Source organism: Photobacterium sp. J15 (genome assembly GCF_963870815.1).
Taxonomy (GTDB): Bacteria; Pseudomonadota; Gammaproteobacteria; order Enterobacterales; family Vibrionaceae; genus Photobacterium; species Photobacterium marinum.
Window position 1 is genome coordinate 1,813,895 of the sequence record NZ_CAWMUI010000001.1, and the last position, 21,362, is coordinate 1,835,256.

Sequence of the window (21,362 nt, forward strand, 5' to 3'; positions counted from 1 at the left end):
AACCGCCATCAGGCGGTTTTTAACTTCAATCTTGATACATCGGTCGTTATGCCGCCACGTAAGTCAGCGGGATATCCGGATTCAGTGCTTCAAGAGTGTTCTGAGTATCAGCAAGGTGGCTGATTGTGCTGTCTGAACATTCAACCAGCGCCGCTTCAACAATGTCAGCATGCGGGTAACCGGCCATGTTCATGTTGATTAGTGCAACCTGCAGCGGAGGCAGGCTAGGGTTGAATGCTGCGTTTTCAGCGTACATGCCAACAAACGTTTTACCGTCTTTTGCTTTCAGGGCTACACCACTGAAGTTTTTGGTGTAAGGAGCGTGAGCAGAGTTCGCTGCTTTACATGCAAGCTGAACCAGCTCTTCGGTCGCTTCTGTTTTCAGACCGTGGTCAACTTTAGTCAGCAGGGCATCAGTGATGTTCAGGTCAGCAGGGCCGAATGATTCAGGCAGGTATTCCTGAAGACGTTTAGCTGCGCGCTCAGGTAGCTGAACAACAAGCTCTTTAGCGGTAGTCAGCTCGTTCATAAACTGACGGCAGTGACCGCAAGGGCTGTAGTTGATGGTAATGTCTTGAATGCCGGTTTCGCCTTTCACCCAGGCGTGGCTGATGGCGGATTGTTCTGCGTGGACAGTTTGAGACAGGGAAGCGCCGACAAATTCCATGTTAGCACCGAAATACAGACGACCCGATTCACCACGGACAATTGCACCAACATAGAAATTTGAAATCGGAGCAACGGAATAAGCTGCAGCAACAGGAAGAAGAGCAACACGTAACTCGCTGTCTGTCATGTGTGTTTCAGCAAGTAGTTTCTCGAAAACCTCAGGGCTCAATGTTGCATCAAAGTTAGCATCTTCAATTACAGGCTTAAGTGCCGTCGCCAGATCAGATGGTAAAGCGCCTAAAGCATCCATTACTTTAGTATGCATGAGTTGTCACTCCGTATTGTGTATGGAGAAACATTGTAGGCGCAGAGATGAATTCTATGTGTGATCAAGGTCACATAATGCCAATGGTTGTTGCATGCATTACATAAATGAGAGTGGCGTCACACAGATTTTAGAATTCACCTCCTTATTTATCAATAAGTTAACATTGTATTCGATTACGAACACATAGCTAACTCGAAATATTTAGCTGAAAACCTGCAAAATTACAGGAAATAGCACCGGCGCGAGGATAGAAGTAATCACACCACAGATCACTAATGCCAGTGAACTGAAGGCACCTTCTTGTAGATCTTCTTCTGCGGCCTTTGCCGTACCAAGCGCATGAGACACGGTACCGATAGTCAGACCTTTCGCAATTGAAGCCTCAATACCTAACGCGCGGAACAGAGGATAACCCAGCACGGCACCGAACAGGCCGGCAATAATCACCATAATTGCAGCAATGGCAGGAACACCGCCGATTTGCTCTGAAACCGCCATCGCAATTGGTGTAGTGACGGATTTTGGCAAAATACTCGCAGTCAGCTGCGGATCGGCACCCAGAGAAAGTGCGATTGCAGAACCTGTGATCATCGACAGTACACTACCGGCCAGACAAGTAGTGAAGATAATCTTCCACTTCTCACGGATTTGAGTTAGCTGCTCATAAAGCGGGAAGGCCAGGGCGACAACGGCCGGTTCAAGCAGGCTGTTCAACCATTTGTTTTGTTCAAAATAAGTGTCATAAGGTACATGCAGCCACATCAACAGAGGAATAATAACCACAAGGCAGATTAAAAGAGGGTTGATGATAGGGTGTTGCAAGCGTTGAGCAACCAGTCGAGAAACATAAAACACGACTAGAGTGGTGACCAGCCAGATCATTGTTTTTCCTTATAGTGTGTAGCTAAGCCGATAACGATAAATACAACCAGGCTGCTGCCGATAGTGCTTAGAAGAATAGGTAAGGTATTGGATGAAATTAAATCAAGATAGTTAATCAGGCCGACGCCAACAGGCACGAACAGCAATGCCATATGACGGATCAGAAGATGGCAGCCTTCTTTCGCCCACTTGGCTGGAATAGCCCCGATAGCGAGTGTGAAGAAAAGAATCAGCATACCGATAATACTGCCGGGGATCGCAAGCCCGGAAAAATGCTGAATAGCCTTACCTGCGAACAGGCAAAGAAAGATGATCAAAAAAGAACGTAGATATGCCATGAGCCTGTATTACTAATGAAGTGACTCATTCATCATACAAAATAGATTGAGTGTGATCTAGTCCACAAAATGTGTTTTCAAATTTGCACAGTTAAAGGTTGGAAATTATCAGCGTTGCAATACCGGCTGCAGCAAGCAGAACCACAAAAACCTTATGAATCAGATTGTTTTTGGTCCTTTGTGCTTTTTGGGGTTCGAAACTGGTGTCGTTATTGTGAGGATCGGGTAGTTTGGGCTGTTTTTCGTCATTGTGAACCAAACGACAGGTTTTTTCCGGCAGCGGAACACGAAATCCATAATGTCCGATAGCCTCAATAGGAATCGCCATATCCCCGTCATTGACCAACTTACGGGTGAGTGATCGCAGCAGGATGTTAAGATCGAAATGACTGCTGTCGGCATTAGATTCGGCGACAGTAAAGGTTTTATCGTAAAGCGATTGATAGCTGATCACCTCTCCGGCGAAATAGCAGAGGGTCTCTAGTAAGCGAGATTCATAAACGGTAAGAGTCGTTTCCGTGTTATCACGCCAAACCAATAGCTGCAAATCAGGCTCAAAATCTACTTTTTCAAAGCGATAGCATCGTGTTAAGGCTTTAGTTGTCATATCAATCACTTAACTCCAACAAAGAAGGCTTCATGATTTCTTTTGCAACCCTGTTGGAATTCGCAGGCAGGGAATAGCATCAGAGGATCACACAACGTCGGATTTCAGATAGTCTGGTCGAATATTTTCAACCACAGGTATAAGTTTTGACGCGAGAAACACTATCTTCAATCTGGTAGGGCAGAATTATGTCTTAAAAGAAAGCCCACCGACGTAAGACACCGATGGGCTTTGAAAAAAACAGTGTGATTACAGTGAATTAACTACCTAACAAGAGCCGCAATTTTTATTCGAGCTCGCCGAATTTTCAAACAAGGTTGTTAACGTAGTCGTACACGGCTTTCAAGATTTTCATCTTTTTCTCATCAGACTGATGTTCTATAGCCGTGGCTTCGAGGTTTTCCATATAAGCAGGCAGGTTAGATTCGAAGTAATCCTGGCAATGGTATTTCCATTGCTGCTGATCTTTGAAATCCAGCGTGTTCGGGAAGTTGCGGGCACGATAACGGAACAACAATGGCTTGATGCGCTTGTCGTCAACTTTCAGATCAAGTTTGCCCAAGTCTTCCGACTGTGTTTCGCGGATAATATCAATTGTCGAACGGTCGGAGTTCGAGAAGAAACCGTCATATAGCATGGCATCAACATTGGTATTCGGCTCATACTCGCGTTCAGCACTGTACAGGGCAACCAGCTTCTCGCGGATCTCGGGATGAGATTTCAGAATTTGTAGGTGCTTCAGGCACTGTTCGCGGTCAATACCGATTCGTTCAGCATCTTCAGCCTTCAGTGTTTTCGCCGGAGCCAGAACCGGACACTTATTCAGGTGAACCAGCTTCACCGGAACCGGAAGCTCATCCGGCGCAAGGTCAACACGCTTGGTGTAAAGTCTTTCACGCAGAGTATCCGCATCAAGCTCAATAAGAGGTGTCGGATCCATTGCCAGGTTAACCGTAATCACCGCATTCTTGTTGGTCGGGTGCCAGCCAACAGGGACAATCCAACTGGTATTGCCGCACTCAACGCCGAACATACCGGATACATGCACCAGTGGTGTCAGCTCGACAATATCAATCAGCTCTTGCAGCTTACGTTTATTGCGCAGGTTAAACAGGTAGTTGAACAACTTAGGCTGGTTCTTCTTAATGATTTTCGCCAGCTCGATAGTGGCGTACACATCCGCCATTGCATCGTGGGCATTGGCGTGTTCAATGCCATTGGCAACCGACAGGTGTTCCAGTTTAAAGCTCGGCAATCCTTCATCATTATTCGGCCAGTTAATGCCATCCGGACGCAGTGCGTAACAGGTACGCATGATATCCAGCATATCCCAGCGTGAATTACCGTTCTGCCAGCTCCATGCATACGGATCGTAGAAGTTACGGTAAAGGGTATAGCGGGTAACTTCATCATCAAAACGGACATTGTTATAGCCGATCACGCAGGTATTCGGCTTAGAAAGCTCCGCGTGAATTTGGGCAATAAACTCCGGCTCAGGCAAGCCTTTTTCAAACGCTTCCTGTGGTGTGATACCTGTGATCAGACAGGCTTCAGGGGAAGGAAGGTAATCAACCGGCGGCTTACAGTAGATAACCAGCGGCTCACCAACGATGTTCAAATCCATATCGGTACGAACACCTGCAAACTGACACGGACGGTCAGTTGCGGGGTTGGCACCGAAGGTTTCATAGTCCAGCCAAAACAGGCTTGGTTCATTTTCGTGATTCATAGTAATTTCCAGAAGCCATCGGCTTGGTATTAAGTGCTTGTTCTAACAATGGCTTTTCAATGCTATACTGTTCATCTATACAGTAGTTATTTCCGGGACAATTAAGCTTGGGATTTGCATTTGTGTCCTAATTTGTGTCCTAGAAATCTGAGAGTGTGTCCTAATTTAAGGGAATAATGTTATGAGCCTTACAGATCGGCAACTTAAAACCATATCAAAACTAGATGAATATGACGGTAAAGAAGAGCTAAGTGATGGTGATGGCTTAGTGGTACGCATAACACCAAAAGCTAAGATTTACTTCCACTACCGTTGTCGATTCAAAGGAAAAAGTCTCAGAGTTCATGTTGGTAAGTATCCCGCAACTAGCCTGAAGGAGGCAAGGCGGAAACATAAAATCATGATGGAATTGAGGGAATCAGGAAGAAATCCCGAAATAGCCAATACCGGAGAGCTGGAATTCGTCACTTTAGACGACTGCGTGAACTACTGGCTCAAACATTATGTCCCCACGTTAAAGAAGGGCACACAAGCGCTTTATCATTCCTTCGCCAATAACTACTTCCTTGGGGCCTTCCCCGACAGAAACGTCGAAACCATCCCCGCCCGAGAATGGATGCAGTGGCTTGATGCCATTAGCGAAAAAAAGCCCAAAACCGCCAACTCACTTTTTACTAACCTGCGTTCCTGCCTTAACTTCTGCAAAAACAAATTCATTATTGAAAGAACAGATATAGACCGTATCAAGAAACAAAATGTCGGCGCCCGGCCAGAAACAGGGAGCAGGGTGCCGACCTGGTCTGAACTTGCTCAAATCTGGCTGGCCATAGAAAGAAGCCGTGCCAGTACATCTAACAAAAAATTTCACCAACTCACCATCTAAGCTTCATTATGTAATAGGGGGGCAACCGGCTATCAGAGCTACGCCTTGCCCGCCGTTCCCACTTCGATATGAAAGCCGGCATCTGGACCGTGCCGAAAGAACTCAGCAAAACCAACAAACCGATCCGCAGGCCAATTCCCACCAAAGCCCGAGCCATTTTAGAACGCGTGATGGAAACCTATGATGATGTCTTGTTTCCCGGCGCCGACCTGAACATCCCAATTTCTATTTCAGCAGCTAACCGTTATATAAGGCGAATCCGCGCCAGCCTGCCATTGGAACACTGGCGAACCCACGATTTTCGCCGTTCCCTTTCTACCGGAGCATCAGAGTTGGGCGTGATGCCGCATGTAGTGGAAAAGATGCTCGGCCACGAGCTGGGCGGAGTGCTGGCTGTGTACAACAAGCACGACTGGATCGAGGAGCAAAGGGAAGGATATGAGCTGTATGCGGGAAAGTTGACAAGATATCTAGACAATAATGACGGTTGATTTATTTACATGGTGAATATCGTGTGGTTTCATATATCACGTAGCCCAAAAGGTTTGGGGGGGTAAAGGATGGTGGGTACCTGTTGTACGATAAGCAAACTTGGTTCGTTAATCTTTTTCGTATATTAGGCGATGCAAGAAAGACATACGAACGTTGTTCGTAAAATAAGATGTTAGCCTTTCTTAGCGTAGAGTTGGTAGTGATTAATGAACAAAAATAATTTAGAAGCTTGGCAAAAAGCTCCAGTAAAAATTGTAATTGAAGCGGTTCAGCATGCGAGCAAAAAGAACGAAGAAGATAACTTGATTGCTTTTCTTCTACTAGATGTAGGGGTAGAAATGCTGCTTAAGACCTATTTAGGACTACCCAAAAAGATAACAGGCTCAATAACTTCAGAAGATGAGCGATACAGTATCATTCGTAAAGGGTTCCATGACGTCGTTGAAGGAGTAAAGAGTAGTAGACAGGGAATTAGTGTCAAAGATCTTGCTAGAGTTGAGTTTTTTCATGGAATCAGAAACAAACTCTATCATCAAGGAAACGGCTTAACCGTGCAAAGAGTACATTTAGAAGAATATATTTCAGTTATAAAGGTACTTTTTAAGCAGTTATTAAAGGTTGATTTAGATGAGCAGCTTTCAAATTCGAGTCTAACGAAGGATGAAGCAGAGCGTATTTCTTTTATAAAAGAAGAAATTAATAAATCCTTGGAGTTAACTAAAGCAAAGAAAAAAGAGCTTGAACTCACCTGTAATCTAGTAGTTGAAGAAGTAGCCCCAAACTTATTTTTGCCTTCATTTGTTAGAAACTTTACGAGCTTACGAGAGAAAGCTTTTAGTGAAGACGAATACTCTTTGGAAGGAGATGAAGTTATCACTTATAAGAGGCTTCCATATGATACTAAGAAGCGAATGGAAATAGTTGGGTGGTTTGAAGAGTTAGTGACACCTTTGGCTAAAAAATCTCTATATTTTGATACGCTTTATAGTCAAGTAGAAGTTGGGGATAAATATCAGATAGAAGCAATGAGTAGCCACCTCGGTATTAAAAATATAGATATTGAGAGGCAAAAAGTACCACATATGCTGAATGTCATTTTCAATGACTTCTTTGACTTAAATGATTTTTACACCAATATTGTTGAGATTATAGTATTTAGTGATGTCTACTTTATGCGCGAACTAGAGTTTATGTGTTTTGACTATAAAAACATACACCCTCAAGCATACTATCAATCTGATTTGGAATACTGGGAGTCTACTCTTGACACGTTTACCTCACAAAATAAGAAGCTTGAGAATTTTATCAGTCGAATGAATTTATGGCTAGAGAATGCAGTTAAAAGCTAACAATCAATCAAGGTGAACCGTTACACTCAGCGATTTTTAGTATGGGGTTGGGTGCACTTTGGTAGTTTGGTGACCTGTACCTCATTGCAGGCGTTATGTTAATAAGGAGAAAGTATGCCAGAACCAGTGACTACGATAGGAATTGGGGCAATTGCGGCTTATTTAGGTAAAGACGGGCTCTCTAAGCTTTTGGGACCCACTGCCGATTATCTTGGTGGTGAGCTAAAAGTCTTTACTCAAAAGCGTATCGAAAATGTGGGCAGAATATTTAAAAGTGCGGAGGAAAAGCTAGGCTCAAACCTCAATGAAGATGGTTCGGTTCCACCAAAGGTTTTAAAAACAGTAATAAATGAGGGTTCTTATTCATCAGATGATTTAGCTATAGAATATTTTGGTGGCGTGTTAGCTTCGTCAAGGAGCGAAATTTATCGAGATGACCGAGGTGCAAGAATCGCAAGACAGTTAGATAACTTGTCTTCATACCAACTGAGAAGTCACTATGTTATTTATTCTACTATTGCCCGAACTTGCACGATAAACGAGGAGTCTCTTAGTAATAACGCCTGTAGAAGAAAATGCCAGATTTTGATTCCAGTTCAAGAATATGCTGAGGCAATGGAGTTTACTCAGCAGGAGTGGGATAACCCTCAATTACTAAGTCATATTTTTCAAGGTTTAAGTGCAGATGGGCTTATCACTGACTCTTGGGGGGTTGGAGATCCCAACCATTTGAGACAGTACTTGGTTAATAAGCGGTTAAAGTTAGATGATAAGTTTTCAGGGGTTGTATGTGAACCTACAATTGCTGGTATAGAGTTATTCCTTTGGGGGTTTGGGAAAGGTGAATGTCATCTAAATGAAATCTTCGATAAAGATTTCCATAAAACCTTTCTCAACGATATAAAGCCTATATGTAACGCACTACAAAGTGGTAAATAAACATAACAAATTGTTCAGACAGACTGCTAACGCTTGGCACTTTCGGTTTGATTAGGTTCAGTGATTAAGGTGGCTTTGCTTGAGTGGAGTATAGGTTAGCAGCTGCTTAAAAAGGCGTTATGTTTTAATTCTAGAGAGTCAATATAATGAATAATTATGAGAAGTTTTTAAAAGCAGTATCGGAAGTAAAGACACTATCATCACATATGACAGCTTTAGGCAAAATTAAATCGGCTTCGGAAGATGAAAAGTTTATAGCTGCAATTGATGCTATAATCCCTAGCTTGCAAAGAGCGTATTTAGCAAGCACATCTAAGTCAACACCAGTTTCGTTAGATAAAACAGATATTAGAGAAATTAATTCGTTGATCAGTACCTGTAAAAAAATTGTGGGCACCAAAAAGCCTGAATGGCAGATCCTTGCAGAGCGCAATGGTTGGGGACCTAAAAGATAATAAACTGTTTAAGAGTGATTCGTAACGTGTGGCTTTATTACTATGCGTTGCGTTTAGTGTATTTTGCGGCCCGCGAATTTCGTATTGCGTTGCCCTCATCTTTACAGTGCGTTATATACCAGGGGGGCTCAGGAGTAGTGAATGAACAAAACAGATTTAGTGTATAAGATTGCAGAAAAAGCCGACTTATCACGAACACAATCTAATTCGGCATTGGATGCAATCCTTAATGGGATTGCTGAAGCTCTAAATAATGGAGACCAAGTTCAGTTAATTGGCTTTGGTACATTTAAGGTTAACCATAGAGCTTCGAGAACTGGTAGGAATCCCAAAACAGGTGAGGAAATACATATATTAGCAGCTAATGTGCCCACTTTTGTAGCAGCGAAGTCGTTAAAGGAAGTTATAAATAAAAATATAAAACGACTAAACCCCACCTGGAAAACCAGAAGGCAGCTATTTCTTCTTTCTATGAATCAATGTGCTTTCCCCGGCTGCACTCAAAATATTATTGATGATACTGGTCAGTATATTGGTGAGATTTGTCACATAGAGGCTGCCAACTCTGACGGTGAAAGATTTAATCCTAACCAAACTAATGAAGACAGAAGGCATATCTCAAATTTAGTTTTGATGTGCCCAACGCATCACAAAGTAACAAATAATGTAGAAGTTTATTCTGTTGAGAAGATGAGGCAGATTAAGCGTGAGCATGAGAGCAAATCATACGAAGATGAGCGAGTAAAGGCTCTCTCATTAACTTTTACGGATGAAGAACTTGGTCAAGAGATAAATTTCCCTAAAAATTTAGAGGGGTTACCTCTAACCGAATTTGAAAGCACTAAAGAGTTTTATCAATACTCAATGGAGTTGATAAGTAAAATAGCAAGTATTCCACGTCTAACTAGACGTTTCTACGCACATGCATTAATGCGCTCAGAAGAAAAAGATATATTTTTGAGTTTTGACCCAAACGAATTAAGAATTAGATTAAACACATCTGATGACGTTATTTTTACACATGCTAATATTCTACATCGCTACGGTTTACTTTCAGAACTAGATAATGATGATTGGCCTAAATCTGTGAAATTTTGGTTTACTACGTTCGACCGAGATGATAATCAAATTTGTTTTCTTAATATTCTTAAAGGTAAATTTAAATCTTCTCCGGAAATGTTTTTAGATATATTTGAAAATCTTAACTTTATCCATTTGGAAGGATAATAAAGAATTCAATGCATAGTGTTGTGTATTTACAAACATTGACTATCTCATAAAAAACCTAATTACAGCCAATGTGAGTTGAGACTATAAGCTTACTGAAGCATAAGGGGCTTAGCATTAAGGAAATCAAGGTGATGCGCTTCACTCGGCGTTTTTGGTTTGGAATTCAGTTGGTTTGGTGAGTTAGTTGTGGACCACCTTATGCCCGACGTTAGGTAATACAGAGATATAAATAAATTCTATGGTTAAATGTGTACTCTGCGGTGAAAATAACAAAAAACTCTCGAAGGAACACGTAGTTCCTCGGTGGTTGCAAAAGTATTTTAATTTAAACGACCAAAGGTTGAGATTGTCGAATAATACATCAATTAAATACAATCAGGCTGTAGTACCTGCTTGTCACCGCTGTAACTCAGAAGTTTTTAGTAGTCTTGAAAAGAGAATAAGAGAAAATACAGCAGAACTGATGGATTACTACCTATGGGCTTTGAAGATTAGTTATGCTTTGTCTTATAAAGATACGACTTTGCCTATTGACCGAAGCGATAGAAGTAAAGGAACTTTAATTCCCAAAAGCTTTATCGATCAAGATGCTGACGTTGTATACAAGCTCTTTTCGTCGTTGTCTGCAGAGAATTTTATGGCAAGTCCAAACCCTTTTGGCTCTGTTTTTATATTGAATAAAACAGTAGATAAAGTTGATGGATTCTTTATGGTTCACGTGCCTGCTCCCTATCGAGCGTTAGCTATTACGCTACCTGATAGGATTGCTTTTGTGCTTTTCGGTGATCGTGGGGTAGTTCAGCAGTTAATCCCAATCAGTGAAATTGTTAGAATTTTCGATAAGTTTAATGATATTAGATTGGTATTGTTTCATATATTGAGAACTCAAAATTACTTAACAATTCCGTCTGGTTGTTTCGTGAGAGAAAACGCTATTGTCTCTGAACCACTTCCTTCTAAATTTCCTCTTAGAAAGCAGAAACAGGCATGGTATGAGGAAATGGCTAACTATTGTGGTTTACCAATTGAGTTTGGCTCTACATGTTTTGCTAATGATAAAAAGAGGCACTTACCTAAATTTTTTCAATTGCCTACAAGTCGCTCGAGTGGTCGCAATAACGTGAGGTAATTATGTGTACTTTACTTGTTCCGTGGTGCACACTTATTGCAGGCGTTACAAAAGCGGCCCAACGGCCGCTTCCCAAAATTCACTTCCCACACCCACCAACACTATCTTTCCAATCTTCAACTGCGGAACGTAACCACCTTAGTGGCATCAGTGTAACCGGGTTGGGGAAGCCGCGGGTTTGGCGCCATTTGTAGATGGTGGCTTTACTGGTGATGTGGAACATATCCAATACTTCCTGATGGCTGATCAGTTGAGGTGATGATTGCTCATCTAAGGCCTGTACTGGTTGTGATTCTTCGGGTGATTGCTCATGTTTATTATTAGATTTTAACTGTGACGGTGTCACGTTAATGTCTGATTTCACGTTATATGAGATATCGACAGTAGGGTAGTTAGTGTAGTTGTACATCTTTCTGCTCCTCATCCACTTCAAACCATGCGTTTTCACCATCTGCTTCAATCATTCCGGTGGCACCGCAGTCTAAACATTTGGCTTGGTCGCCAGAATAAAGCCATTCGTCATTACCTCGTTCGGTGGTAACTTCGATCTGAACACTTCCGCACCGTTCGCATGTCAGCCATGTTGGTCTTTGGGTGATCACCGACCTGACCGAATCAAACAGCAAATTCATCAAACACGGGTTGCCCCGTAGCCAGAGTTTTACAGTGGAGTTAGCGTACTATGGAGAAGACCTACAGAACCCGTGAGGGGGATATGCTGGATGATATCTGCTATCGCCATTATGGGCGCGAGAGTACGGTAACGGAGGTGTTGAAGGTTAACCCGGGGCTGGCTGAATATGGCCCGATATTACCGAGCGGTTTGGAAATCAAGCTGCCGCCATTGACAGCGCCAGTCGTTAAATCAGAGGCGAACAGCCTATGGGATTAAACAACCCGCCTGTAGGTTTGAGCTACAGGCCTGATTTTTCGTTATCAGCCGACGGGAACGACATCACCCCCATATTCCAGCGCAACCTTATCAGCCTGACCTTAACCGATAACGCCGGGAACGAGTCCGACCGGCTGGCCTTGTCAGTTGCATTTCCGGCATCAATACCAACCCCGAAAAAAGGCGCGGTATTGCGCTTAGGTTTGGGATTTAATGGCAACCTGATCGACAAAGGGCAGTTTGTGGTTGATGAGGTAACGTCCAGCGGCCCGCCACGGGTGATCCAGATAGTGGCCAATGCAGCCCCGATGGATAACCGGAAACAACCTGGTAGCCTGCAAACCCAGAAAACCCGAAGTTGGGACGGTGTAACGCTAGGCGATATGGTAAAAGCCATCGCCGGAGAGCACGGGCTGGTTCCTCGGGTAAATAGCGAGTTGGCATCTGTTCGGATTGATCATGTTGATCAGGTATCAGAGTCTGACATGAACCTGTTAACCCGGCTAGCCAAGCGTTACGGTGCTGTCAGCAAGCCTGCCAACGGCTATTGGCTGTTTTTAAAAGAAGGCGAGGGTAAGTCTGCCTCAGGCAAAAAGCTTACAAGTATCGCCATCAGGCCGGAGCAGGTAACGAACTGGCAGTGCCGGTTTAGTTCCCGTAACGATGTTCGTCGTGTGACTGCTACTTATCACGATGTTGAATCTGGCGATACTAAAGAAGTGTCAACCGGAACCGGTGAGCCGGAATTTAAGATCGTCTTCAAGTATCCCAATTACGATGAAGCAAAAGCTGCCGTGGTTGCGAGGGCCAAAGCGGTGAAGGCGGGGAGTGACACGTTGGATATTACGATGCCGGCTCGATCATCATTAATGGCATTGGTTGCCGAGGGCCATTTGAACTTGGAAGGCTTCGGTGATGTTGAAGACGGCGAATGGCGCCTGAAAACGGTGGAATGGTCACTCAGCGAGTCGGGCTTGCAGTTGCGGCTGGCTGGAGATCATGGCCTGATTGGTACTAGGTGGCAATGATGGGATACTAATTAATTGAAAAGGTGAATGTTTTATTAAAAATTGCAATCAAGCGATATAAAATCAATGGCTTATGAATGTATAATCTGCCAACTAAGTTCATTCTGGTTATGTTGGTTGGTAGAGAGCTGTATGAAAACTTATCTTACTAGTTATTACTTTATTTTTTTGAGTGTGTTTTTTTTAAGTGGGTGCGGCGGCGATAGTAGCAGTAGTAGTAGCAGTAGTAGCAGTAAAGGCGGCGATAGTGTTGTAAAGCTAACATTAGATAATCCAAATGAAGATCATGTAATTAAAATGCTCCTTAGTGGTGATGAAGTAATCTATTTTAATCACAATATACAAGCAGATAGAATATATTACCAATATCAAGGTGATGGTTTAAAGTTCATTAACAGTTTAGATGTTTCTTATTCTTCTGACTGGAATGATGGGAAAATTACAATTAATCCTAAAGAATATGTTGGTATGCCAGCTGGGGAGTACGATACTTTTGTTGATTTTGCATTATGTGATAAACAAGGCTGCAATGAATATATATCTAACAAAATGAGAATTAACTTTAAATATGTTATTCCTGATATAAAAATAAAGTCTGATGCTAAACCCATAAAAACATCAACTAATGACGTTGATTCTAGAAACCATAATTACTTTAATTATGTGACTATCGAAGCTCCAGAAGGGTATAAAGATGTGTTTATTGATTTTAAGCCTGAATATTCGAGAGATATAATTTCATTTTTAAGTTATGGTATCGAATATGATGATAAGTATCATGTTGAAATTGAACTGAAGTCAGGGGTTGAGGTTGGTCCGGGGATTCACCAAGACACAATATCATATAAAGCTTATTACAATGGCAATGAGTCTATGCCTGTAATAACAAATCCTTTTGTTGTCGATATGGAATATACGGTTAAAGAAACACCGTATTTGAAATTAGAAAAGGTTAGAAAGCTAAAGCATGATATTAAAGATTTTGCTTATCTCCCATCCATTAACGCTATAGCCATTGCTTCAAGTTATAAATCGGAATGTAATGAATATGGATTTTATCATGAGCAAGATTCCGTATATTTATATGGTCTAGAAGATGGTCAGTCCTATGAATTTGACTTTGATAACAAAAAGCCATCCTATGATGTGGATGTAAATAAGATTGCAACATCAAGTGACGGTCTTTTAATTGCTGTTCCTCATTATTCTAGTCTTGGTATTATAGAGTTGAATATTGATGATTTAAGTTTGTCGAAAATTACAGATATTGACTTACCTCATCAATATTACGGAAAGCCAATAATATTGAATGATTATGTTTACACGAATGTGGAATCATACCCTAAAACACTGCTTAGCATTGATGTTAATAGCCATGAGGTTTATGCATTAGAGCACGATTTGAGTATTGATAAAAATTTGTTTTTTTCTAATGTAGAAAGGAAAGAATTATACTCTTTCTATACTAATAAAGGTGAGATTCATAGTTATGATGTCAGTAATAAGGTACCAACATTTTTAAAAACAACTTTGGTATCTTCAGACATTGACTGCAAGCCATTGGAGCTTTCAGATAGTAGTAAGCTTTATACTAGTTGTGGTGAAGTTTTTGATGTAGATTTAGATTTCAATAAGTATGGTCAAATATCATTTGAAGACGGTTCTTTCGATAATGTATCTGATATCATTGAGTCAGTTAAAAGTGAGGAAGTAATCGCAATAATTAATCGAAGATCAAACAACTTAGGTGACTATGAAAGTAGAGTTTCGGTAATTTCATTGAGTGATTTAGGTTTAAAGGGAAGATATCAATTGCCTCTTGATGATGGTAAGAAACAATATCCTGAATCATTGTTTAAAGATAAAAAAGGGAATGTTTGGATTATAAGTTCAGTTGGTAAATATAAGGGTGATCCTAAGCCAGAATACTTTAATGTTAGTAAGGTTTCTTTTCCTGCCGAATAAAAAATGCTGGCTTGAATTAAATTTCAAGCCAGTTTTACGCTCATTTAGAACTAGTACTGTTTTTTTGTGAAAGAGCTTGGTTTTGCGTTTCCAAATAATGTTCATTTTTTTAAATGACTATGTCAATTTTATTTAAATCAGTACGTTAAAGTTATGCGTGCATAATTCAGCCAAGAATCCATTGTGTGCTAGTTAATTTTTCAATTAAGGCCATCATGGTGATGTGTTGCACTCGACAGTTTTGGTGTGAATTTCACAGTGTGCATTTCTGTTTCGGTAGTGCACACCTTATCGCAGGCGTTATGTACTTTTTAAAACTCCGATAGAAAGTATGTAAGCTGTTATTTTGAACAGCCTTTATTAATTCTTGTTATAGCGTTATAAATAAAATATTGATACTTTTCATTTGCTTATGTGGTAACGTGGGCAGTTTATACTAAGTGCTGATGCGTTTTATGTGAGGCGCTATCCCAATGGGGAGAAATTGAATATGTCCGATGTAATTAATAATAATCTGTTTTTAGTCAAAGAACATGTAGGGATGTTTAAGGCCGCCAATAATTTCGATATTTATGATCCGTCAACAGGGGACGTAATTATGGAGTGTAGAGAGCCTTCTTTAGGTTTTTTCACTAAGCTGCTACGGTTTACTGACTATAAACGAATGACACCGTTCGATATTCAAATAAGAACGCCAGATGGGCAGCGCATAGTCCGTATTCAACGAGGTGTTTCATTATTTTTGTCTAAAATAATTGTTAGGGACCAAGATAATAATACTATTGGTGGGTTTGCCCAGAAGCTTTTTTCAATTGGCGGTAAGTTTGATGTCCTTAATAAAAATGAGCAGATGATTTGTCAATTAGAAGGTGAATGGACTGGTTGGGATTTTAAGTTTAAAAATGATGAAAAAGAGTTCGCTCACGTCTCAAAAAAATGGGCTGGGTTAGGTAAAGAAATGTTTACTAGTGCTGATAATTATATTCTAAAAATATCTACTGACGTACCGGAAAATGATGATGTTAGGAAACTAATATTGGCGGCAGTTATGTGTATTGATATGGTTTTAAAAGAATAGATCACCACTGTGATAGTAGTTTCGATGTTTTGCTTGCAAAAGTAGTCACATTACGGCGTACATAACAAAGCAATCAAGGTGACGCATTACACTCGGTGGTTTTGGTAAGGAGCTCGGTGTTCTTTGTAAGGATTAAAGGGGATGGCTAAAGCATGGTTTTCTAGATTTGATGAGACAATTATTAGCCGAAGTTATCTTGTTACATTTGGCGGGTTGTTCGTTTCTCTATCAGGTTGTTTGGCTCTTACATTGATAGATTCAATCGAATGGGGTGGATTAACTATTGTATTGTTCACTTTCTTCCTTGGGCTGTGTTGTATTGGCATTGGATTTTTCTCGTCGTCCAAAAGAGCAACAGAGTGGGCAGATGCATGCTCAAAACACGAAACCAGTATATTGATAATATTTCTGGCTATACCTGTATATTACGTATGGATGAAAATTCGTAGCCTTCAAGGTCGCACATAACAAAGCAAGGTGACCCGTTACACTCCCTAGTTTGGGTTTGGAGTTTAGTGGGCTTGGTGAGTTGGTTATGTCGCACCTTATGCTCGGCGCTAGTTCTTTAAGGGGGACATTTTGGAAACCAATGAAGGTCGAGTTTATTTTTCATTGGATGGTCATGATTTTGAACCAAGTGAAATTACAGAGTTTCTTGGGATAAAACCAACCACAGTGAAGATAAAGGGGTCAATAGTCGCGGGTAAAATACCTAAGATGAACTCTTGGCAACTTTCGACAGATAATATTGTTAATGAGTATATTGATGTATTCGATATGTCGACAGAAATCATAAACAAACTCAAGCCAGTTAAAAAACAGCTTATTGAGGCAAAACAGCGTTTTAACGTTTCCCCTAGATTTTAAGTAGTTCTTTCTATTTCATCGAATGATGAACACTCGATGCCTGCCATAGGGTTTGAAGCCGAAATCGTACAGTTTTTAGGTGAAGTAGGTGCATTTATTGATATCGACACCTATAGAAATTAGAGCCATACAAAGGCATTAAGGTGACTTATTACACTCGGTGGTTTTGGTAAGGAGTTCACAGTGTGCATTGCTGTTTCGGTGGGGCACACCTTATCGCAGGCGTTATGCCTATAGAGTGAAATGTTCGGATATGAAGAATATAAAAAAACAAATTTTAGCCTACTTCGTAGGTATTGGGGGGTGACATCGTTGATATTTTATATCCCTTCATTAGAGATCTTACTTCAAGAGAATGATTTGACGGATATTATTCTTATGTTGCGTAACCTCAGTTTTTTCGGTGTACTTGCTATATCGTTTTTCATTGGCACTTATTTCTTTGTCGCTAGAAATCGACGAGATTCAATTAAGTACTTTGTGTTAGGCGCCTTCCTGTTACTAGTTATGTTAGGCACTGGGTGTTTCAGTTGGTATGTATCAAAGTCACTTGAGAATGTTTTGCATACAGATGCAACGTCAATTCAGCGATTAGAATTAGGTACTTTAAACGAAAAATTACCACTAAAGAATAGAAGCGCAATGAGTCTTTTTTTAGCCAGAATAAACTATATCGAAAAAGGCGAAATTGGTAAGTACTTCAATGAGAATGGAATTTGGCTTGTATTTGAACCGACATCGAAAGATATCAGCCGAAATCAATCATTCATGGAGGGGCAAAGGACTATTAAGTATCTGAAAGTTATTGCTATAGATAAAATTTCTGGAGTGAGATTATCACTTTAATTTCTTGTAGCGTTGGTGTTGGCTATGCTCGGTTCTCTCTAAAAAAACAGGCATAATAAAGCGTTTAAGGCAGATTCCTAACGCTCGGCGTTCTCAGTTCAAAGTTGAGTTTTGTGTTTACGGTGTAATGGATTAAGTTAGGTGGTGGCGTTGCTCACTATTTAACGCGCGTTAGGTGAGTATGAAAATTATAGATTCAGATTATAAAGTAATCACAGTGAAATGTTTTATAGCTTTGGTTGCTATATCCATTGTCGCTTTTACTGCTTTTAATTATTTGATTGAGGAATTTTTCCCTTCACTAGTGAAAGTGAGGTTAGTTGCTAGGGGGATTTTCTGGTTACTCCTCACATTTTATTTCTGTCGTTTTTCCTATAAAGCCATTGATACAAAGCAGTTCCCACCTAAAGGCGTTTGGGTAATAGAAACGTGGAAAGTATATCAAGGTAAGCAAGCATATATATTGGGGTGGGTTGTAATGACCGCTTCATTAGGCATTGGCATCATAACATTTACAAGTATTTTCCTAAACTGGCAAGTTCTTAGTCTCTCTAATTGAGCTTAAAGCAATTATTCACCTAACAAAGGCATCAAGGTGACTTGTTGCACTCGGTAGTTTTGGTATGAAGTTCACAGTGTGCATTGCTGTTTCGGTGGGGCACACCTTATCGCAGGCGTTATGTAAAAAGAGGAATTAGGAAGAATGAAACGATTTTTGGTCTTGTTGATAGCTGTATTTAGCATCATTTCGTTTGATGTGTTAGCAAATGATGCACAGCTAAAGCAGGCTTTTGAAAGCCACCAAAGTGATGTTCAAATAAAGGGGGGAGGAAAGGTTGTTCGTTTATTACCTGACGATAATAGAGGTTCCAAACATCAAAAATTTATATTAAAGCTAAAGAATCACCAAACTCTATTGATTTCACATAATATTGACCTGGCACCTAAAATTTCAAATTTGAAAGTTGGTGATTATGTGAAGTTTTATGGTGAATATGAATGGAGTCGAAAGGGTGGGGTTATCCATTGGACTCATAGAGACCCTCACAACAAACATAATCATGGTTGGTTAAAGCATAAAGGAAAGGTGTACAAATAAGTTTTACATAGCAAGGCCATCAAGGTGATGCGTTACACTCGGCGGTTTTGGTATTGAGTTTAGTGCGCTTGGTTGGTTCGGTGTTGATGCACCTTATGCCAAGCGTTAAATTGATCTTGGAGTAATTATGAATTGGCGACTTCTTCGTATAGTTATTGTTTTTGGGGTAGGTATATTTTCGGCTACGAGTTATAACCCGGCAGTTACCTTAGAAGTTACAAGTATTGCGCTGAGTGAACAATTGAAATCGTTATTTTTTATTACTCTTGTTTCCTTGCTAATTTTGTTACTAGTTATTGGATTTCAAGCTGTTAACCCGTTTTCGAATAAAGTTTGGATTGAACCTTCGTGGGATATAAACCCTTTTACCCTAAGTCAGCCCTTAGTGATTTTTCACTTTCAAGCATGGGTCGTGACGGTACAGGCATTAGTTAATTTAATCGTTAGTGTTTTTCAAGGGTACTCATATTGGTCATCTTTAATGGGAGTCACCGCTGGATTATCAGTTTTATTGGGACTTAGGGGGGCTCGAGTTATATTCCGTCATAAGTTCCGTGAAAAATCAATTTAACAAACTGTTCAAGAGTGATTCGCAACGCGTGGCATTTTTTCTATGCGTTGCGTTTAGTGTTTAAGGCGGCTTGCAGAGGCATCGGTATTGCGTTACTCACACCTTAATGTGGCGGTGCGCTTTGGTAAGGATGAAGTCGGAATGGTATAAACGTGTGTCCTAATAATTTGATATTGGTAATAAATCTATTTAAATACAATGGTTTATTGATGAATGGGCATAATCCAGCCCAAACAGGCTTGGTTCATTTTCGTGATTCGTAGTATTCCCCCAAAAAGCATGAAATTTACGATGGTCCACCTTAACGATATTTGTGTGGCTGGGTTGGGGAAGCCGCGGGTTTGGCGCCATTTGTAGATGATGGCTTTACTGGTGATGTGGAACATATCCAGTACTTCCTGATGGCTGATCCGTTGAGGTGATGACTGCTCACCTAAAGCTTGTACTGGTTGTGATCCTTCGGGTGAATGCGGGAATGCTCATGTTTATCTTTAGATTTTAGCCGTGACGGTGTCATGTCACGTCTGATTTCATGCTATATGAGGTATCGACAGTAGGGTTGTTAGTGTAGTTGTACATCTTGCAGCTCCTCATCTACTTCACACCATACGTTTTCACCATCTGCTTCAATAATTCCGGTGGCACCGCAGTCTAAACATTTGGCTTGGTCACCGTAATAAAGTCACACGCCACTAAAAAATAGGTATAAAAGTGAAATTTAAATGTACTCCCAAGGTCTTGTTAATGGCATGTTAAGCCAATGGGAAGGTAATCTAATGAAAGTCGTGAAATTTATTGCTGTTAACTTGTTCGTTATAGGATTGAGTGCTTGCGGGGGAAGTGGTGGTTCGTCGGATACAGGGGGATCAACAGCTTCGTATGAATTGGAATTTACAACAAATTGGTCTGCCGGTAACTTTAGTACAAACTTTCCGACTAATAGGCATTTTTCTGGCTTAATAGGGCTGACACACAACAGTAAGGTCAAGATTTTTGAAGAGGGGGTTTTAGCTTCGGATGGAATAGTAAGTGTGGCTGAGACTGGCTCTAAAAACCTTTTGAGAAACGAAATTGGAGATTTACAGAATCAAGGAGACTCAGGTGCAACCATTGATGGGTCTGGAATACCCGAAGGTTCAACTTCGGTAACTGCCACATTTGAAGTTTCGCAAGACCACCCATTAGTTTCAATTGTTACTATGTTAGCCCCGAGCCCTGACTGGTTCACAGGTGTAAATAGCTTGCCTCTATATGTTGATGGCGAATGGGTTGAAGAAATTGAGGTTCAACTTATCTCTTATGATGCTGGTAGTGATAGTGGGTTAACTTTTTCTTCGGGAAATTCAGCGACAACCCCCCGAGGCAATATCACTAAACTGACAACAGACAGGTCGGATACTGATTTTGAAAATGGAGTACACTTTTCAACATCATTAACTATTGGTACTTTTAAATTTAAAAAGATTAATTGAGACATACTTGCTGGTCTTTGATGTCATTCACGGTTATGTGTTTAAGCGTGAATGACTGAGGCAGAGACACTTATCTTTAGATTTTTAATTGTGACAATGTCACGAAAATATCTGGTTTCATGCTATATGAGATATCGACAGTAGGGTTGTTAGTGTAGTTGTACATCTTTCTGCTCCTCATCCACTTCAAACCATGCGTTTTCACCATCTGCTTCAATAATTCCGGTGGCGTCGTAGTCTAAACATTTGGCTTGGTCGCCAGAATAAAGCCATTCGTCATTACCTCGTTCGGTAGTAACTTCGATCTGAACACTTTCGCATTGTTCGCATGTCAGCCAGCTTAGACGAGTAAACCTTTGCTACACATGACCTCTCAGATTTGATCCAAATCAACCGTGCTTTTTGTTTTGTCTATTGAACCATATGTACCAGGTTGACACTGTACTATAGATATTAGTAATAGCCGGAAATACAAGAGGAAGTACAAAGATAGTGATTGGTTGCTGAAGAATTGTAGTGAGTCTCTTTGCAATAGGATATGGCGAAAATTGATTGTATATCTTTTGGTATTACT

General features: G+C 40.7%; 25 protein-coding genes and 1 pseudogene. 19 read left to right on the forward strand and 7 right to left on the reverse strand.

Annotated features, from left to right (window positions below; genetic code table 11):
• Positions 1-46: 46 nt before the first annotated feature.
• The 5 genes from cdd to sbcB form a co-directional block, all read right to left on the reverse strand.
• Complete coding sequence (gene cdd / locus AACQ93_RS08400) at positions 47-934, reverse strand: cytidine deaminase (RefSeq protein ID WP_007461544.1); 888 nt, start codon at positions 932-934, stop codon at positions 47-49.
• A 204-nt stretch (positions 935-1,138) separates the two neighbouring features.
• Positions 1,139-1,816, reverse strand: a complete 678-nt coding sequence (locus AACQ93_RS08405) for a CidB/LrgB family autolysis modulator (RefSeq protein ID WP_198160155.1) — start codon at positions 1,814-1,816, stop codon at positions 1,139-1,141.
• The gene (locus AACQ93_RS08410; protein ID WP_007461549.1) at positions 1,816-2,157 is read right to left on the reverse strand and encodes a CidA/LrgA family protein; all 342 of its coding nucleotides are present in this window, start codon (positions 2,155-2,157) and stop codon (positions 1,816-1,818) included. Before AACQ93_RS08410 ends, AACQ93_RS08405 begins: the two co-directional genes overlap by 1 nt.
• Before the next feature lie 91 nt (positions 2,158-2,248).
• Positions 2,249-2,764, reverse strand: coding sequence for a hypothetical protein (locus AACQ93_RS08415; RefSeq protein WP_084419219.1), 516 nt, complete (start codon positions 2,762-2,764; stop codon positions 2,249-2,251).
• A 307-nt stretch (positions 2,765-3,071) separates the two neighbouring features.
• Positions 3,072-4,493, reverse strand: coding sequence for an exodeoxyribonuclease I (gene sbcB, locus AACQ93_RS08420; RefSeq protein WP_064603922.1), 1,422 nt, complete (start codon positions 4,491-4,493; stop codon positions 3,072-3,074).
• A gap of 181 nt (positions 4,494-4,674) precedes the next feature.
• On the opposite strand from sbcB, the gene AACQ93_RS08425 reads away from it, so the two are divergent.
• The 7 genes and pseudogenes from AACQ93_RS08425 to AACQ93_RS08455 all read left to right on the forward strand — a co-directional run bounded on the left by AACQ93_RS08425 (position 4,675) and on the right by AACQ93_RS08455 (position 10,970).
• Positions 4,675-5,376 carry an Arm DNA-binding domain-containing protein gene (locus tag AACQ93_RS08425; RefSeq protein ID WP_232323299.1) on the forward strand — a complete coding sequence of 234 codons (702 nt, stop codon included), beginning with the start codon at positions 4,675-4,677 and terminating at the stop codon, positions 5,374-5,376.
• A gap of 68 nt (positions 5,377-5,444) precedes the next feature.
• Positions 5,445-5,867, forward strand: coding sequence for a tyrosine-type recombinase/integrase (locus AACQ93_RS08430; RefSeq protein ID WP_232323300.1), 423 nt, complete (start codon positions 5,445-5,447; stop codon positions 5,865-5,867).
• Between the two features lie 207 nt (positions 5,868-6,074).
• Positions 6,075-7,217, forward strand: a complete 1,143-nt coding sequence (locus AACQ93_RS08435; protein ID WP_064603924.1) for a hypothetical protein — start codon at positions 6,075-6,077, stop codon at positions 7,215-7,217.
• 114 nt (positions 7,218-7,331) lie between these two features.
• Positions 7,332-8,156: a hypothetical protein gene (locus AACQ93_RS08440; RefSeq protein WP_064603927.1), complete on the forward strand. Its 825-nt coding sequence runs from the start codon at positions 7,332-7,334 to the stop codon at positions 8,154-8,156.
• Between the two features lie 146 nt (positions 8,157-8,302).
• Entirely contained in the window at positions 8,303-8,611 is a 309-nt protein-coding gene (locus AACQ93_RS08445; RefSeq protein ID WP_064603930.1) for a hypothetical protein, read from the forward strand.
• Positions 8,612-8,752: 141 nt separating this feature from the next.
• A pseudogene (locus AACQ93_RS08450) lies at positions 8,753-9,019 on the forward strand (HU family DNA-binding protein); the annotation flags it as partial.
• A gap of 1,168 nt (positions 9,020-10,187) precedes the next feature.
• On the forward strand, positions 10,188-10,970 hold the full coding sequence (locus AACQ93_RS08455) for a hypothetical protein (RefSeq protein WP_157097532.1): 783 nt from the start codon (positions 10,188-10,190) through the stop codon (positions 10,968-10,970).
• Positions 10,971-11,049: 79 nt separating this feature from the next.
• On the opposite strand, the gene AACQ93_RS08460 is transcribed toward AACQ93_RS08455, so the two are convergent.
• Entirely contained in the window at positions 11,050-11,379 is a 330-nt protein-coding gene (locus AACQ93_RS08460) for a helix-turn-helix transcriptional regulator (RefSeq protein ID WP_064603937.1), read from the reverse strand.
• The gene (locus AACQ93_RS08465) at positions 11,363-11,572 is read right to left on the reverse strand and encodes a hypothetical protein (RefSeq protein WP_198160110.1); all 210 of its coding nucleotides are present in this window, start codon (positions 11,570-11,572) and stop codon (positions 11,363-11,365) included. Before AACQ93_RS08465 ends, AACQ93_RS08460 begins: the two co-directional genes overlap by 17 nt.
• Here AACQ93_RS08465 and AACQ93_RS08470 point away from each other — a divergent pair.
• The 12 genes from AACQ93_RS08470 to AACQ93_RS08525 all read left to right on the forward strand — a co-directional run bounded on the left by AACQ93_RS08470 (position 11,565) and on the right by AACQ93_RS08525 (position 20,788).
• Positions 11,565-11,678: a hypothetical protein gene (locus AACQ93_RS08470; protein ID WP_084419221.1), complete on the forward strand. Its 114-nt coding sequence runs from the start codon at positions 11,565-11,567 to the stop codon at positions 11,676-11,678. The genes AACQ93_RS08465 and AACQ93_RS08470 overlap by 8 nt on opposite strands.
• On the forward strand, positions 11,653-11,862 hold the full coding sequence (locus tag AACQ93_RS08475) for a tail protein X (RefSeq protein WP_064603943.1): 210 nt from the start codon (positions 11,653-11,655) through the stop codon (positions 11,860-11,862). The genes AACQ93_RS08470 and AACQ93_RS08475 overlap by 26 nt, the downstream gene beginning before the upstream one ends.
• Positions 11,853-12,890: a contractile injection system protein, VgrG/Pvc8 family gene (locus AACQ93_RS08480; RefSeq protein WP_064603946.1), complete on the forward strand. Its 1,038-nt coding sequence runs from the start codon at positions 11,853-11,855 to the stop codon at positions 12,888-12,890. Before AACQ93_RS08475 ends, AACQ93_RS08480 begins: the two co-directional genes overlap by 10 nt.
• Before the next feature lie 132 nt (positions 12,891-13,022).
• The gene (locus tag AACQ93_RS08485; RefSeq protein ID WP_064603949.1) at positions 13,023-14,855 is read left to right on the forward strand and encodes a hypothetical protein; all 1,833 of its coding nucleotides are present in this window, start codon (positions 13,023-13,025) and stop codon (positions 14,853-14,855) included.
• 490 nt (positions 14,856-15,345) lie between these two features.
• Positions 15,346-15,933: a phospholipid scramblase-related protein gene (locus tag AACQ93_RS08490; RefSeq protein WP_064603952.1), complete on the forward strand. Its 588-nt coding sequence runs from the start codon at positions 15,346-15,348 to the stop codon at positions 15,931-15,933.
• 141 nt (positions 15,934-16,074) lie between these two features.
• Positions 16,075-16,401 carry a hypothetical protein gene (locus AACQ93_RS08495; protein ID WP_064603956.1) on the forward strand — a complete coding sequence of 109 codons (327 nt, stop codon included), beginning with the start codon at positions 16,075-16,077 and terminating at the stop codon, positions 16,399-16,401.
• 111 nt (positions 16,402-16,512) lie between these two features.
• The gene (locus AACQ93_RS08500; protein ID WP_198160111.1) at positions 16,513-16,800 is read left to right on the forward strand and encodes a DUF4279 domain-containing protein; all 288 of its coding nucleotides are present in this window, start codon (positions 16,513-16,515) and stop codon (positions 16,798-16,800) included.
• A gap of 360 nt (positions 16,801-17,160) precedes the next feature.
• Positions 17,161-17,646, forward strand: coding sequence for a hypothetical protein (locus AACQ93_RS08505; RefSeq protein WP_157097533.1), 486 nt, complete (start codon positions 17,161-17,163; stop codon positions 17,644-17,646).
• 181 nt (positions 17,647-17,827) lie between these two features.
• Positions 17,828-18,205 (forward strand): hypothetical protein, encoded by a 378-nt coding sequence (locus tag AACQ93_RS08510; protein ID WP_064603963.1) that lies wholly within the window; start codon positions 17,828-17,830, stop codon positions 18,203-18,205.
• Positions 18,206-18,349: 144 nt separating this feature from the next.
• Positions 18,350-18,745, forward strand: coding sequence for a DUF3465 domain-containing protein (locus AACQ93_RS08515; protein WP_064603965.1), 396 nt, complete (start codon positions 18,350-18,352; stop codon positions 18,743-18,745).
• A 127-nt stretch (positions 18,746-18,872) separates the two neighbouring features.
• Positions 18,873-19,316, forward strand: coding sequence for a hypothetical protein (locus tag AACQ93_RS08520; protein ID WP_064603967.1), 444 nt, complete (start codon positions 18,873-18,875; stop codon positions 19,314-19,316).
• Between the two features lie 776 nt (positions 19,317-20,092).
• On the forward strand, positions 20,093-20,788 hold the full coding sequence (locus AACQ93_RS08525) for a spondin domain-containing protein (protein ID WP_064606595.1): 696 nt from the start codon (positions 20,093-20,095) through the stop codon (positions 20,786-20,788).
• The last annotated feature ends 574 nt before the right edge of the window (positions 20,789-21,362 follow it).